We start from the raw sequence: 14,860 nt of genomic DNA, 5'->3' as shown, positions 1-14,860 counted from the left end.
AGCTTAGCGCTGAGAGATCCCCTCATAATTTCCCCAAAACGTAACCATGTGTGAATAGATTTTGAGTAAGCAGGGTTGCAGCCACGAGTGAGTCTTCCCTTGTTATTGTGTAGCCAGAATGCCGCAAAACTTCCATGCCTAAGCGAACTGTTGAGAGTACGTTTCGATTTCTGACTGTGTTAGCCTGGAAGTGCTTGTCCCAACCTTGTTTCTGAGCATGAACGCCCGCAAGCCAACATGTTAGTTGAAGCATCAGGGCGATTAGCAGCATGATATCAAAACGCTCTGAGCTGCTCGTTCGGCTATGGCGTAGGCCTAGTCCGTAGGACTTTTCAAGTCTCGGAAGGTTTCTTCAATCTGCATTCGCTTCGAATAGATATTAACAAGTTGTTTGGGTGTTCGAATTTCAACAGGTAAGTTAGTTGCTAGAATCCATGGCTCCTTTGCCGACGCTGAGTAGATTTTAGGTGACGGGTGGTGACAATGAGTCCGTGTCGAGCGCTGATTTTTTCGGCCTTTAGAGCGAGATTTATACAATAGAATTTGGCATGAGATTGGATTGCTTTTAGTCAGCCTCTTATAGCCTAAAGTCTTTGAGTGACTAGATGACATATCATGTAAGTTGCTGATAGGTTTCCAGTTTTCCGCTCCTAGGTCTGCATATTGTACTTTTCCTCTTACTCGACTTAACCAGTACCAACCCAGCTTCTCAACGGATTTATACCATGGCACTTTAAAGCCAGCATCACTGACAATGAGCGGTGTGGTGTTACTCGGTAGAATGCTCGCAAGGTCGGCTAGAAATTGGTCATGAGCTTTCTTTGAACATTGCTCTGAAAGGGAACGCTTTCTCATAAAGAGTAACAGAACGACCGTGTAGTGCGACTGAAGCTCGCAATACCATAAGCCGTTTTTGCTCACGGATATCAGACCAGTCAACAAGTACAATGGGCATCGTATTGCCCGAACAGATAAAGCTAGCATGCCAACGGTATACAGCGAGTCGCTCTTTGTGGAGGTGACGATTACCTAACAATCGGTCGATTCGTTTGATGTTATGTTTTGTTCTCGCTTTGGTTGGCAGGTTACGGCCAAGTTCGGTAAGAGTGAGAGTTTTACAGTCAAGTAAGGCGTGGCAAGCCAACGTTAAGCTGTTGAGTCGTTTTAAGTGTAATTCGGGGCAGAATTGGTAAAGAGAGTCGTGTAAAATATCGAGTTCGCACATTTTGTTGTCTGATTATTGATTTTTGGCGAAACCATTTGATCATATGACAAGATGTGTATCTACCTTAACTTAATGATTTTGATAAAAATCATTAGGGGATTCATCAGAGCTTAGCGTCCTTTTTCACGCATAAAAAAACGGAGCCCAAATGGGCTCCGTTTACTATGAGAACGCTAGTTATAGCATTACTTCTTAGCAAGTTTCTCTTTGATACGAGCTGACTTACCAGAACGCTCACGTAGGTAGTACAACTTGGCACGACGTACTGCACCACGGCGTTTAACTTCGATGCTATCAACAACTGGAGAGTGAGTTTGGAACGTACGCTCAACACCTTCACCGTTAGAGATCTTACGTACAGTGAAAGCAGAGTGAAGACCACGGTTACGGATTGCGATTACAACGCCTTCAAAAGCCTGTAGACGCTCACGCTCACCTTCTTTAACTTTAACCTGAACTACAACAGTGTCACCTGGTGCAAATTTAGGCAGGCCTGATTTCATTTGCTCTTCTTCAAGAGCCTTGATGATGTTACTCATTTTTTAAATTCCTAGAATAAACTGATACTAAATAAATTAGGTTACTTTGCGTTATGTTCACTAATGAATTCAGCAAGTAATTGTTCCTGTTCGTCAGTCAGAGCTAGGTTTTCCAGAAGCTCTGGTCTTCTTAGCCAAGTTCGGCCTAGCGACTGTTTTAGTCGCCATTGACGAATGTCCTTGTGGTTGCCTGACATCAGTACCGCTGGCACTTCTTTATCATCCAACACTTCAGGACGCGTATAGTGAGGGCAATCTAACAAGCCATTTGCAAAAGAGTCTTCTTCTGCCGACGCGAAATCCCCTAGTACACCCGGAACAAACCGAGAGACAGAATCGATTAACGTCATGGCTGGTATCTCACCACCCGTCATCACAAAATCACCAATCGACCATTCTTCGTCGACTTCGGATTGAATGATGCGCTCATCTACCCCTTCGTAACGGCCACAAATCAGAAGTAAATTCTCATTCGTTGCCAGTTCTTCAACCCCTTTTTGGTCGAGCTTGCGACCTTGAGGAGAAAGGTAAATGACTTTCGTCTTACCCGGTGAGGCTGCTTTCGCGGTATGAATGGCATCGCGCAAAGGCTGAACCATCATTAGCATACCAGGGCCACCACCGTAAGGTCGGTCATCGACAGTGCGATGCTTGTCGTGAGTGAAATCGCGAGGATTCCAAGTCTCAATCGACAAAAGACCTTTTTTAACCGCTTGACCTGTTACCCCAAAATCAGTAACAGAACGGAACATTTCAGGAAACAGGCTAATTACGCCAACCCACATGTTTATCTCGCTCTGTAATTTTGGAGATTAGAATCCAGGATCCCAGTCAACTTCGATCCGTTGAGCTTCGCGATCAACTTTGATGATCACTTGCTCTTCAAGGAACGGGATTAATCGTTCCTTCTGCCCGAAAGCATCTTTAAGATTTGCTTTAACAACCAGAACATCGTTTGAGCCAGTTTCTAGAATGTCAGATACGACACCTAGATCGTAACCTTTAGTGGTTACTACTTGCATCCCAAACAATTCACGCCAGTAGAACTCATCTTCTGACAATTCAGGAAGTACCGCAGGGTCGATAGCAATTTCAAAGTTTGTCATGAGATGCGCGTCTTCACGAATATCTAGACCTTCCAGCTTAGCCACCATACCTTTGTTATGGCGCTTCCAGCTTTCTACTTTGTACTCAACCCACGTACCCTTTTGGTTAATAAACCAAGGGCTGTAATCGAAAATGCTTTCAGCATTGTCTGTGTAGGAAAAAACTTTAAGCCAACCACGAATGCCGTAAGTAGCACCAAACTTGCCTACAACAATCTTTTCGTTGCTCATTGTTTCTTTACCTTTCATCGACATAAACTAGTTTCTACTTCTAAAGTAAAAAAATTAAGCCGCTTTTTGAGCGTCTTTAACTAGCTTAGCAACGCGGTCAGATAGAGACGCGCCTTGACCAACCCAGTGGTTAACGCGGTCTAGGTCTAGACGTAGACCTTCTTCTTGACCTTTTGCAGTTGGGTTAAAGAAACCAACTTTCTCGATGAAACGGCCAGTTGCAGCGTTGCGGCTGTCCGCTACTACGATTTGATAAAATGGACGCTTTTTAGCGCCGTGACGTGCCAAACGAATGGTTACCATGTCGTCCTCTTTGCTTTCTCAAAAATAAAATTAACCCCAATAATCATTCATAAAACTGAACAACCTGGGGTCTCGTGCCAAAATAAAGCTCCGGAATTTTACTCTTATCCCGAAGCAATGCAAGGGATTTAGTTACTTTTTCACCAACATAAATTGAAATTCAAGTTTGTGATGTAGCTAACACCCTGAAACTAAAGTCTAGGCAATCGTTTAACGACCAAATGGATTGAAGCCACCGCCTCCACCCATACCGCCGCCGCCCATCATGCCTTGCATGTTGCGCATCATGCCTTTCATGCCGCCCTTTTGCATTTTCTTCATCATCTTCTGCATTTGGGTGAACTGCTTCAATAGACGGTTAACGTCTTGAACCTGAACACCAGAACCTGCAGCGATACGCTTTTTACGCGAACCTTTGATGATTTCTGGGCGTTGACGTTCTTTCATTGTCATTGAGCTGATGATCGCTTCCATCTGCTTAAACATCTTGTCGTCAACTTTGTCTTTCACGTCTGATGGTAGCTGAGACATGCCTGGTAGCTTGTCTAGCATACCCATCATGCCACCCATGTTTTGCATTTGACCTAGCTGTTCACGGAAGTCTTCAAGGTCAAAACCTTTCTTCTCTTTGAACTTCTTCGCTAGCTTCTCTGCTTTTTCTTGGTCTACATTGCGTTGTAGGTCTTCGATAAGTGACAGTACGTCACCCATACCTAGAATGCGCGATGCAACACGATCAGGGTGGAACGGTTCTAGTGCGTCGGTTTTCTCACCCACACCTAGGAATTTGATTGGCTTACCTGTGATGTGACGAACTGATAGCGCCGCACCACCACGTGCATCACCATCAACTTTAGTCAGAATCACACCAGTTAGCGGTAGCGCATCACCGAATGCTTTTGCTGTATTCGCCGCATCTTGACCTGTCATTGCATCGACAACAAACAGCGTCTCAACAGGGTTAATCGCTGAGTGAAGATCTTTAATCTCACCCATCATTTCTTCATCGATAGCCAAACGACCCGCGGTATCGACAATCAACACGTCGTAGAATTTCTTCTTCGCGTGATCGATAGCTGCGTTAGCAATATCAATTGGCTTTTGATCCGGTGAAGATGGGAAGAAGTCGACACCGATGTCTGATGCTAAGGTTTCTAGCTGTTTGATTGCCGCAGGACGGTAAACGTCGGCAGACACAACCAAAACTTTCTTCTTATCACGCTCTTTTAGCAGTTTAGAAAGCTTACCTACCGATGTAGTTTTACCCGCACCTTGTAGACCTGCCATCAAAAGCACTGCTGGCGGCTGTGCTGCTAGGTTAAGAGCTTCGTTAGATTCACCCATAACCGCTTCAAGCTCAGCTTGAACGATCTTGATGAACTCTTGACCCGGTGTTAGGGATTTAGAAACTTCTACACCCACCGCTTTTTCTTTAACGCGGTTTACAAATTCACGTACAACAGGAAGCGCAACGTCCGCTTCCAATAGTGCCATGCGTACTTCACGTAGGGTTTCTTTAATGTTGTCTTCGGTCAGACGACCTTTACCGCTGATATTCTTCAGCGTTTTGGATAATCGATCCGTTAAATTCTCAAACATCTTTGTCTCTTCGCTAAAATGGCGATTAATTAGTGTGAGTATACCTTAGCCAACGTCACAGTCATACCCGAACACTGCTCTTATCCTTAACTTGAGGGCTAACTTGTTAATTTCAATATCTCATCTCTCGTGATTGATGAGGCATCGCCCATAGCCCCAAAGAGTAATGCAAGGTATAATTTTCACCATTGTGCACAATAACTCTTAAGATTCATGGATAGCTTAATTGCCATCGCAGCCGCCATTCTTTACGTTTTGGCAATTGCGACCATCATTCCCGGACTCTCTCAGCAGTCAGGAATCAAAGCGAAAACCGTATTTGCCAGTGCGGCATGTGCGTTGGTTTTTCACGCTTGGATTCTGAGTGATCTGATTTTCGACGGTTCAGGGCAAAACCTCAGCATTCTTAACGTCGCTTCTTTGATCAGCTTTATCATCTCGCTGGTAATGAGTGTGGCGATGCTCAAGAATCGTTTGTGGTTCCTTCTTCCTGTGGTTTATAGCTTTGCTGCCATCAATTTAACTGCTGCTACCTTCTTACCAAGCACGTTTATTAAGCATTTAGAGAACGACCCTAAGCTACTTATTCACATTTCTTTTGCGCTGTTCTCCTACGCAACCTTAACCATTGGTGCACTATACGCACTGCAACTGGCGTGGCTCGACCACAAGCTCAAAGCCAAGAAGTCGTTGGCAATTAATCCGAACTTGCCACCATTGATGATGGTTGAACGACAACTGTTCAAGATTATCTTGATTGGTAACTTATTACTCACAGGCACATTGATTACTGGTTTTGTCTTCGTACAAGACATGTTTGCTCAAGGTAAAGCACACAAAGGCATTCTTTCTTTCATCGCTTGGATTGTGTATTCCATCTTGCTTTGGGGCCATTACCAAAAAGGCTGGCGTGGTAAGAAAGTGACTTGGTTTGCAGTCGCGGGTGCGACACTACTGACCTTGGCTTACTTTGGCAGTCGCTTCGTGAAAGAGATCATTTTAAGTTGATGTAATCCATCTATTAAATTCAATTAATAAGGAGCCTTGTGCTCCTTATCCTTTATATTGATGGGTAAATAAAATAGAGTACCCCTTATTCCATTGACTTAACGGCCAAGCTCGGTCATAAATTAACCAAACACATACAAGGAACTGCTGCGTTTTGGACGACATATCTACGGGTATCTTATTTGCGCTACTCGCGTGTCTTATCGTCATATCAGGTTACTTCTCAGGTTCAGAAACAGGGATGATGTCTTTGAACCGTTACCGCTTAAAGCACTTAGCCAATAATGGGCATAAAGGGGCGAAGCGAGTCGAAAAGCTATTAGACCGTCCAGATCGTTTGATTGGTCTTATCCTTATCGGCAACAACCTTGTTAATATTTTGGCGTCTGCCATCGCGACCATTTTGGGTATGCGATTATACGGTGATATCGGTGTTGCCATCGCAACTGGTGCACTGACTATGGTGGTGCTCGTGTTTGCAGAAGTCACACCGAAAACCATCGCCGCCCTCTACCCTGAACGCGTGTCCTACGCGAGTAGTATTCTCCTTACGATTCTGATGAAAGTTCTGTCACCTCTGGTGATGTTAGTGAACTTTATTACTAATGGTTTTATCCGCCTTATTGGTGTGAAAGCCGATCACAACACAGAAGATCACCTTAGTTCAGAAGAGTTACGTACGGTTGTAAATGAAGCGGGAGGCATGATTCCGCGCCGTCACCAAGACATGCTGGTTTCGATTTTGGATCTTGAGCACGTCACCGTGAACGACATCATGGTGCCTCGTAATGAGATCACTGGCATCGACATCAATGATGATTGGAAATCTATCGTACGTCAGCTGACTCACTCTCCTCATGGCCGCATTGTGCTGTACCGCGACCAGATTGATGAAGTGGTTGGTATGCTGCGTCTGCGCGAAGCGTACCGTTTGATGTTAGAGAAGAACGAGTTCAACAAAGAAACACTGCTACGTGCTGCCGATGAGGTGTACTACATCCCAGAAGGCACACCTCTGAACGTGCAGATGTTGAAGTTCCAACGCAACAAACAGCGCATTGGTTTGATTGTCGATGAGTATGGCGACATTAATGGCTTGGTAACGTTGGAAGATATCTTGGAAGAGATTGTTGGCGAATTTACCACATCCATTGCACCGAGCTTATCGGAAGAAATCACACCACAAGGTGATGGCAGCTTCTTGATTGAAGGTAGTGCTAACATTCGTGATATCAACAAAGGCTTGAAGTGGAAACTACCGACCGACGGCCCACGAACTTTGAATGGTCTGATTCTAGAACATTTAGAAGACATTCCAGAAAGCCATTTAAGCGTGCAAGTCGCTGGGCATCCAATGGAAATTGTCGACATTGAAGAGAATCGCATAAAGCTTGTTAAGGTATACCCAAAACTCAAGAAAAGTAGCGATAAATAGTGTCGAAAAAACAAAAAAGAGCCTGACATTGTCAGGCTCTTTCTTTTTATGCGTTTCGAATTCCACGCTCTTATCTGAAAGACAGATTAATCAATGCGTAGTTCTTTTAGCATTGACTCTGGCAGCGCAAGCTCGTCATTCTTGTTGACTGATACACCGGCTTCTAGAATGTTCTTCGCGATTTGCTTTGCTTCATCCAGAGAATGCATTGCTGCCGTGCCACATTGGTATTCGTTCAACTCAGGGATCTTGTTTTGGTTTTCTACTTTCAAAACATCTTCCATCGCGGCAATCCAAGCGTCAGCCACTTGTTGCTCTGAAGGTGTGCCAATCAAACTCATGTAGAAACCAGTGCGACAGCCCATTGGTGAAATATCAATGATCTCAACACTCTCACCATTTAAGTGGTTACGCATAAAGCCTGCGTACAAGTGTTCTAATGTATGAATCCCTTTCTCAGAAAGGATGTCTTTGTTTGGCGCAGTGAAACGTAGGTCGAATACCGTGATGGTGTCCCCTTTTGGAGTTTGCATCGTTTTAGCCACACGGACTGCTGGTGCATTCATGCGTGTGTGGTCTACGGTAAAACTGTCTAATAAAGGCATTACATCTCTCCTGATTGTAATCACCAACACTCACAAGTATTGGTCGTTATTTCTGTTCATTCCCTCACTCATAATCCATGGATTGAGTGAGCTAAAAGAACCAGCCGCTGTTGTCTTCCAATTCCTGACGACATTGTTTCAGCTGCCAGCCATAAGTCTTTGCGGTTTGCTCTACGCGTCTTGCAACCTTAATCAAGCTTGGTTTGCTGTTATAAGTGCCGCGTTTGTAGCCGCCACGTCCTTCATGATACGCAAGGTACTGATTGTAAGGATCCCACAACGAGATACCCAATTGACGACGAGTTTCATGGGTGTACCAACCGACAAACATCATGGAGTCGTCGAAGTTCGTACGTGAGCCACCTTGTCCCGTCGCATCTTGGAAATCATCCCAAGCAGGGTCTTGGGCTTGAGCATAACCGTAAGCGCTGCTAACGCGTCCCCACGGAATAAAGCCGAGAATATAGTCTTTAGGTGGTCGAGCATCATGACGAAAGCTACTTTCTTGCTTAATGATCGCCATCGCTACATTGATTGGCGTGCCCCACTCTTCTTCCATGTCTTTGGCATCTTCATACCAACCAGATTTTTCTCGGAATATTTCACATAGGTTGTCTTGTTGCTTTGGGGGCGCAGTCGCACAACCGGCTAACATCACGCTCCCAAGTACAGACACCACTAACGGCTTAATGTCCAATCCCTGTCCTTACTGCTGATTATTGTTTTAGGTAAGCAAAGTAATCTTCTAAGAAGTCATCAAAGGATAACGTATCACTTTGCTCTGCTTGTTTTTGCTTTTCTACCGATGTCGCAACTTCCGTTTCCATTGCGTCAGCTGAATATTGCTCATAGCTGTGGGCTAGGTTTTCTTCACGGAACTTCATACCAAGCGCACAACCCACTTTACCTAAACCGCCGTGCTCTTTTGTCAGCTCAAGCAGTTGGCCAGAAATGGTAAGCTCAGGTTCATCAATCCAAGATTCTAGTTTGTCACAAACCGCTTGGTACGCATTGCCACCAGCTGCGGCATCCATTTCAACCGCAATCATACGAAGGTCAGCGAATACGCGATGAGCCCAATCTTGTAGAGACAGACGCTCGCCTTGGCAACCGATTTGCAGCATCAAGCCTTTCTCGCGGCCAGAAACAATGACTCTGTTCCAGTTGTCACGCCAACATTCTAGCTCGCAGTTATCCATCGGATCAGAGTCTGAAAGCGCTGCCCACGTTAGGAATAGGTCAAGGAAGCGAACCTGCTCTTCACTCACACCAACGGCACTGAATGGGTTTACATCTAGCGAGCGAACTTCAATGTATTCCACACCGCCACGTTTAAGCGCTTCCGAAGGCTTTTCACCGCTCTTCGTTACACGTTTCGGACGAATTGGGGCGTACAGTTCATTCTCAATTTGCAGAATGTTTGAGTTAAGCTGACGATATTCACCATCGACTTTCACACCAATCTCAGCAAACTCTTCAGATGGACGACGAATCGCGTCACTCAAACCTTCAAGATACTGGTCGATACTATTAAAGCCAATCTTAAGCACGCTTTGAGCGCTGTTGGTGTAACCGAGATCACTCAGACGCAGAGAGGTTGCTTTTGGTAGGTATAAGGTGCCACCAATTTTCTCAAATGGCAGATCCGTTTCACGTCCTTGAATGAACGAGCCACACAATGCTGGTGACGCACCAAAGAAGTACGGGATCATCCAACCAAAGCGGTAGTAGTTACGGATTAGAGCAAAGTACGCTGCAGATTTCGTTTCTTGGCGAGCTTCTTCATCTTGCTCACCATGCAGCGCATCCCAGAACGATTCAGGGAAAGAGAAGTTGAAGTGCACACCTGAGATAATTTGCATCAAGCTACCGTAGCGGCGTTTTAGACCTTCACGGTAAAGCGTTTTCATTTTTGCTGAGTTAGATGAGCCATATTGAGCTAGCTGAATATCATCTTCAGTGCCTACATAACATGGCATCGATAGTGGCCACATTTTCTCTTCACCCATTTTGGTTTGAGTGAAGTGATGGATGTCTTTCAACTGCCCCATCAATTCAGGGATCTCATGTGATACAGGCGTAATGAATTCCAGAAGAGATTCTGAAAAGTCTGTCGTGATCCATTTGTTTGTGAACGCTGAGCCCAAACCCTCTGGATGAGGTGTTGTTGCTAGGTGTCCATCCTGACGATAGCGCAAAGTTTCTCGCTCAACACCGCGTCCAAACTGCTTAAATACTTCTGGGTTTGATGCAACTTGTTTTAGTCGCGCAGCAAAATCAGTCAAAATGAGGTTCGCTTATATTGGGAGCAGGACACTCGCCAAGCGTGGCAAGTGAAAGCTAAGTTATTGATATATAATCCATCTAGATAAATAACCCATCAAAAAGTCATTTATCTAGTTAGAAACGAATAGCGGAGAGTCTCCTCTCCGCTATTAAATGTGTACTCTATCGAATGATTTCAAGCTCTTCCACGTCTTTCCCTAACTTTTCTAGTTGAGGGCGAAGGGAAGTCGCATCTCCGACGACCACAATTTGATAGTCGTTCGGGTCAAACCATTTCTGTGCTAGAGCGTTGAGCGTCTGCTTATCGACGGTCTCAACAATAGCGTTTCGTTGTTGTAGATAATCTTTATCTAAGTTGTATTTCAAAATATCACTGATGAGTTTGCCTTTCTGTGTTGGCGTTTCATATTTCAGTGCATCTTTTTGACCGACCGCTTGGCGCATAAATTTCAATTCATCGTCAGTCATCCCCGATTGTGAGAACTCGTTCAACTCATTCTCCATCTCGATGATAGACGCCACCGTCGAATCCGCACGCACTTGCGCAGTAAACACAACCGACCCCGTTTCTACATTACCGGAGAAATAACCATAAGCACCATAAGTGTAGCCTTTGTCTTCACGAAGGTTTTGGTTGATACGGCTATTAAAGTTACCCGCTAGGTTAAAGTTTGCTAACTGACCCAGATAGAAATCACCTGTCGCATCGTAAGGCATGCCTTGACGAACCAACATGACCACACTTTGTGGTGCCCCTGGCTTATCCACCAAGTGCACTTTTTGCGTACCGAGTGGTGCGATAGTTTGCGGCGCGTAAAGTGGAGCGGCTTCATCTTCCCAATTTGCCCAGAAAGACAGTTGTTTCTCTAAGTCCACTTTGCTGATATCACCAACGGCAATGATCTGTGCACTTTGTGGCGTGTAATGCTTCGCATAGAAATCACGAACATCATCCAACGTCAGCGCTTGAAGCCCCGCTTTGGTGCCATCCTTCGGGCGTGCAAAGATAGAGTTACCATACAACACTTGGCGACTTGCCTGTGATGCCATCCAGCTTGGTTTTTGGTGTTCATAAACCAGACCTTCTAACGCTTGTGTTTTCACTCGGTCAAAGTCTTCTTGCTTGAATGCCGGAGACAACAACATCTCCTCAACAATCTTCAACGTTGGGGCAAGGTTCTTCTCAAGTGCAGAAACGCTGATGTCCGTCGTGTAGCCACTCGCATCGACAGAAATAACGCTGCCAAGCTTGTCTAACTCAGCTTGGATATCTTCTGCAGAGCGCTTAGTTGTGCCCTCTTGCAACATCGCTGCGGTAAGCTGAGCAAGACCTTCTTTGCCTCTTTCAACAAAACGCGTACCAGCTGGCAAGCTAAACTGCATTGTCACCGTTGGTGTTTCACTGCTTACGGTTCCAAGTAATTCCGAACCGTTTTTGAAGTGAATGTCGTACAGTTTTGGCATCGTCGCTTCAACTGGCGCACCCGTTGGCGGTTGGACAGAGCGATCGAAATTGTCCGTTGCACGACGATAAGCCAATTGGTCATCGGTGATCTTTTCGTACTCAGGTAATGTGCGTTTTGGCGTAACGAAGGTTGCGGGCTTCACAGCTAACTCTGTCTTACCTTTTGGCACAACGCTCAGCGTTACCTTGTTCTTGCCTTGAATAAAGTCACTGTATGCTTTTTCTACCGATTCAGGCGTAACAGCACGAAGCTGTTCAAGTTGCTGTTCAATCAGATCTGGCTTACCAAAAAACGTTTGGTTTGATGCTAACTGCGTTACCTTGCCTTTTACACTTTCTAGAGCAAAAATCGCGTCGGCTTCGGTTTTACCTTTCAGTTGCTCAAGACGATCTTTAGTTACCCCACCTTTGGCGAACTTATCCAACGATGCCATCAACTCATCATAAAGCTTAGATAAGTCACCTTTGTCGCCAGAATCTCCCATCGCATAAACATAGAAATTACACGATAGCTCAGCACAATCTTGGAATGATCCCGCATCGACAGCTTTCTGTGTTTTGACCAAGTCTTGGTAAAGCACGCTGTTCGTGCCGCTGCCCAACACACTAGCTAAAGTATCCAGCGAGGCTTGATTTGCTTCACCGCTATAAGTTGTCGGCCATGCGATCATGACCATAGGCTGCTGGATACGATCTTCTAATGTGATGTATTTGCTTTCAGCAAGCTTAGCAGGCACTTTAGGTGCATTTTCTACCTCAGGGCCACGAGGAATCGAGCCGAAGTATTTGTTCACCCACGCCAACGTCTGTTCTACATCGATATCACCACCAATGGTCAATACCGCATTGTTTGGGCCATACCAGCGCAAGAAAAAAGCTTTCAGGTCGTTCACATCCACGCGATCAAGGTCTTCTACGTAACCGATGGTTTGCCATGAATATGGATGACCTTCTGGGTACAAGGCTTCAGACATGCGTTCCCAAATCAAACCATAAGGTCGATTGTCATAACGCTGAGCTCGTTCGTTCTTCACGGTAGAACGTTGGATCTCAAACTTACGTTGAGACACGGCATCGAGCAAAAAGCCCATGCGATCCGATTCGAGCCACAGCATTTTTTCTAACTGGTTAGCCGGAACGGTTTCGAAGTAGTTGGTGCGGTCACGGTTAGTTGTACCATTTAGGGCACCACCCGCTTCCGTAATAATTTTGAAGTGCTCTTGGTCACCCACGTTCTCAGAGCCTTGGAACATCATGTGCTCAAAAAAGTGCGCAAAGCCAGATTTACCGATCTCTTCACGTGCAGAACCCACGTGGTAAGTAACATCCACATGCACAAGTGGGTCGGAATCTTCAGGTGCCAGAATCACCGTAAGGCCGTTATCGAGCTGATATTTCTGGTATGGAATTTTTACTTTGCCTTCTTCTGCTTTTGATGACTCAACGAAAGTCACCCCATCAGGCAATGACGAAACAGGGGCGTTTGATGCGCAGCCCGTGATCACTAAAAGTGAGCACGCACTTACCCAAAACATTCTCATGCGCTTTCCTTAAAATAAACCGAGATAGATGGCAGCCAGCACACTATATCTTGCGGCTTTGCCTAAAAATATAAGAACTAAACACGGCAGAAACTTCATCCTTAACCACCCTGCCGCTAAACATAGTGGGTCGCCAATAACAGGCAACCAACTAAAGAATAATCCCCAGTAACCGTATTTTGACAGCCACTTCAATGCGGTGTGACCGTGCTTTTCGTCTTGAGTTTTATTAGGAATCCACAACCCAAGCCAATAGTTAGTCAAACCACCAAGCGTATTACCGATCGTGGCAACAATAATAATGGAAGAAACGGAGTACTGGTTTAACGATAAAGTGGCTATCAACCCCGCTTCAGAGCCACCCGGTAACAAAGTGGCGCTGAGAAAACCGGTGATGAATAGCACCCACAATGCAGAGTCAGAAAACCACAGTGCTAGGTTTTCAAAAGCCGCATTAAAGGCTTCTAACATGTCATATCAAGCAAGATCTTGCCTCGCGTCCGTCCGGATTCGACTTGTTTGTGTGCTTCCACAACCTCATTCATCGGATAGACGTGTTGTATTTCTGTTTTCAACAATCCAACCCCAACCATGTAAAGTAAGGTGTCGAGTTGTTCGCGATCGGGTTCCACCAACATACCGCTCGCCTCAAAGCCAAGCAGCTTCGCCTTTTCGCAGATCAGTTCGGCGGTAATGGTTGGAACGGTGATGACTCGAGCATCATCAGTCAGGCATTTGAGAGCATCAAGTGCAGCATCGCCACCAACAAGATCAATCAAAACATCCACATCTTCAACACGTTCTGACACTGGCGCAAATTGATAGTTCACTGCATGCGCCCCCAATGTGGCGAGGTAGTCTAAATTTCGCTCACTGCAGGTAGTAAAGACTTCGGCTTTGGTTGCCACGGCGATTTGTACCGCTATATGCCCAACGCCACCAGCGCCAGCGAGAATCAATACTCGGTCGCCTTCGGTAACATTGGCCTTGCTTAATGCTTGAGCCGCCGTTTGTCCCGCAAGAGGTAGTACCGCTGCCGCTTCTAAAGTGACAGTATTTGGAACATGACTGAGTTCAGATTCGGGAACACACACGTATTGACTGTAACCACCGCCGCGGATAGGGAAGCCGATAAATCCAGCTACCTCGTCGCCTTCATTAAAACGCGACGTTCCCTCTCCGCAGGAAACAACTTTTCCTGAGATGTCATAACCCGGAACCCAAGGTAAGTTATCTTTATTTTGTGCGGCAGCCCATCCAAGCCCTGCTCGAGTTTTAACATCAATTGGATTTATGCCTGAGTACGCAACTTTAATGAGGATTTCACCCGCTTGTGGTGCCGGTGTTGTGGTGGTTTGCAGTGCAAGAACGTCTGCGTCGCCAAATTCGGTAATCGCTATCTGTTTGTGTTCCATAACCCATTCCCTGCGAGAAAACAAAAAGGGATGCAAGAGCATCCCTTTGACTATAAACCATTTTGTTTGTCGAAGTTAATCGCCAATTTGTAAATTGATAGC

13 protein-coding genes and 1 pseudogene are annotated in these 14,860 nt (G+C 45.5%); 2 read left to right on the top strand and 12 right to left on the bottom strand.

Annotated features, from left to right (window positions below; all coding sequences use genetic code 11):
* Positions 1 to 22: 22 nt before the first annotated feature.
* The 6 genes and pseudogenes from KJB05_RS03500 to ffh form a co-directional block, all read right to left on the bottom strand.
* Positions 23 to 1,225, bottom strand: a pseudogene (locus tag KJB05_RS03500) (IS4-like element ISVsa5 family transposase).
* Between the two features lie 185 nt (positions 1,226 to 1,410).
* On the bottom strand, positions 1,411 to 1,764 hold the full coding sequence (gene rplS / locus KJB05_RS03495; RefSeq protein WP_005438036.1) for a 50S ribosomal protein L19: 354 nt from the start codon (positions 1,762 to 1,764) through the stop codon (positions 1,411 to 1,413).
* A gap of 41 nt (positions 1,765 to 1,805) precedes the next feature.
* On the bottom strand, positions 1,806 to 2,549 hold the full coding sequence (trmD, locus tag KJB05_RS03490) for a tRNA (guanosine(37)-N1)-methyltransferase TrmD (protein WP_005425529.1): 744 nt from the start codon (positions 2,547 to 2,549) through the stop codon (positions 1,806 to 1,808).
* Positions 2,550 to 2,576: 27 nt separating this feature from the next.
* Positions 2,577 to 3,125, bottom strand: coding sequence for a ribosome maturation factor RimM (rimM, locus tag KJB05_RS03485; protein WP_005438038.1), 549 nt, complete (start codon positions 3,123 to 3,125; stop codon positions 2,577 to 2,579).
* A 30-nt stretch (positions 3,126 to 3,155) separates the two neighbouring features.
* On the bottom strand, positions 3,156 to 3,404 hold the full coding sequence (gene rpsP, locus KJB05_RS03480; RefSeq protein WP_005438039.1) for a 30S ribosomal protein S16: 249 nt from the start codon (positions 3,402 to 3,404) through the stop codon (positions 3,156 to 3,158).
* Between the two features lie 210 nt (positions 3,405 to 3,614).
* Positions 3,615 to 5,003, bottom strand: coding sequence for a signal recognition particle protein (gene ffh, locus KJB05_RS03475; protein WP_005438041.1), 1,389 nt, complete (start codon positions 5,001 to 5,003; stop codon positions 3,615 to 3,617).
* Positions 5,004 to 5,216: 213 nt separating this feature from the next.
* Here ffh and KJB05_RS03470 point away from each other — a divergent pair, with 213 nt between their 5' ends.
* The gene (locus KJB05_RS03470; protein ID WP_005438043.1) at positions 5,217 to 6,011 is read left to right on the top strand and encodes an inner membrane protein YpjD; all 795 of its coding nucleotides are present in this window, start codon (positions 5,217 to 5,219) and stop codon (positions 6,009 to 6,011) included.
* 154 nt (positions 6,012 to 6,165) lie between these two features.
* Positions 6,166 to 7,446 (top strand): CNNM domain-containing protein, encoded by a 1,281-nt coding sequence (locus KJB05_RS03465; RefSeq protein ID WP_009707575.1) that lies wholly within the window; start codon positions 6,166 to 6,168, stop codon positions 7,444 to 7,446.
* Between the two features lie 86 nt (positions 7,447 to 7,532).
* Here KJB05_RS03465 and luxS read toward each other — a convergent pair whose 3' ends face one another.
* The 6 genes from luxS to KJB05_RS03435 all read right to left on the bottom strand — a co-directional run bounded on the left by luxS (position 7,533) and on the right by KJB05_RS03435 (position 14,758).
* Complete coding sequence (gene luxS, locus KJB05_RS03460; protein WP_005438047.1) at positions 7,533 to 8,051, bottom strand: S-ribosylhomocysteine lyase; 519 nt, start codon at positions 8,049 to 8,051, stop codon at positions 7,533 to 7,535.
* A gap of 91 nt (positions 8,052 to 8,142) precedes the next feature.
* The gene (locus KJB05_RS03455; RefSeq protein ID WP_005438049.1) at positions 8,143 to 8,748 is read right to left on the bottom strand and encodes a hypothetical protein; all 606 of its coding nucleotides are present in this window, start codon (positions 8,746 to 8,748) and stop codon (positions 8,143 to 8,145) included.
* 19 nt (positions 8,749 to 8,767) lie between these two features.
* Complete coding sequence (gene gshA / locus KJB05_RS03450) at positions 8,768 to 10,336, bottom strand: glutamate--cysteine ligase (RefSeq protein WP_208445023.1); 1,569 nt, start codon at positions 10,334 to 10,336, stop codon at positions 8,768 to 8,770.
* Between the two features lie 163 nt (positions 10,337 to 10,499).
* Positions 10,500 to 13,343: a pitrilysin family protein gene (locus KJB05_RS03445; RefSeq protein WP_208445022.1), complete on the bottom strand. Its 2,844-nt coding sequence runs from the start codon at positions 13,341 to 13,343 to the stop codon at positions 10,500 to 10,502.
* A 9-nt stretch (positions 13,344 to 13,352) separates the two neighbouring features.
* Positions 13,353 to 13,814, bottom strand: coding sequence for a YqaA family protein (locus tag KJB05_RS03440; protein ID WP_005438056.1), 462 nt, complete (start codon positions 13,812 to 13,814; stop codon positions 13,353 to 13,355).
* The gene (locus KJB05_RS03435) at positions 13,808 to 14,758 is read right to left on the bottom strand and encodes an NADP-dependent oxidoreductase (RefSeq protein WP_009707579.1); all 951 of its coding nucleotides are present in this window, start codon (positions 14,756 to 14,758) and stop codon (positions 13,808 to 13,810) included. The genes KJB05_RS03440 and KJB05_RS03435 overlap by 7 nt, the downstream gene beginning before the upstream one ends.
* Positions 14,759 to 14,860: the final 102 nt, after the last annotated feature.

The sequence above is a fragment of the Vibrio sp. B1ASS3 genome (assembly GCF_905175355.1).
In the GTDB taxonomy this organism is placed as follows: domain Bacteria; phylum Pseudomonadota; class Gammaproteobacteria; order Enterobacterales; family Vibrionaceae; genus Vibrio; species Vibrio owensii.
Note: the sequence above shows the minus strand (reverse complement) of the source record. Positions and strands in the feature narration are given on the sequence as shown.

Excerpts from the sequence above, each read along its gene's own strand:
- KJB05_RS03470 (WP_005438043.1), top strand. The coding sequence starts at position 5,217 with ATGGATAGCTTAATTGCCATCGCAGCCGCCATTCTTTACGTTTTGGCA.
- KJB05_RS03440 (WP_005438056.1), bottom strand. The coding sequence starts at position 13,814 with ATGTTAGAAGCCTTTAATGCGGCTTTTGAAAACCTAGCACTGTGGTTT.
- ffh (WP_005438041.1), bottom strand. The coding sequence starts at position 5,003 with ATGTTTGAGAATTTAACGGATCGATTATCCAAAACGCTGAAGAATATC.
- rplS (WP_005438036.1), bottom strand. The coding sequence starts at position 1,764 with ATGAGTAACATCATCAAGGCTCTTGAAGAAGAGCAAATGAAATCAGGC.
- rpsP (WP_005438039.1), bottom strand. The coding sequence starts at position 3,404 with ATGGTAACCATTCGTTTGGCACGTCACGGCGCTAAAAAGCGTCCATTT.
- trmD (WP_005425529.1), bottom strand. The coding sequence starts at position 2,549 with ATGTGGGTTGGCGTAATTAGCCTGTTTCCTGAAATGTTCCGTTCTGTT.
- KJB05_RS03445 (WP_208445022.1), bottom strand. The coding sequence starts at position 13,343 with ATGAGAATGTTTTGGGTAAGTGCGTGCTCACTTTTAGTGATCACGGGC.
- KJB05_RS03435 (WP_009707579.1), bottom strand. The coding sequence starts at position 14,758 with ATGGAACACAAACAGATAGCGATTACCGAATTTGGCGACGCAGACGTT.
- luxS (WP_005438047.1), bottom strand. The coding sequence starts at position 8,051 with ATGCCTTTATTAGACAGTTTTACCGTAGACCACACACGCATGAATGCA.
- rimM (WP_005438038.1), bottom strand. The coding sequence starts at position 3,125 with ATGTCGATGAAAGGTAAAGAAACAATGAGCAACGAAAAGATTGTTGTA.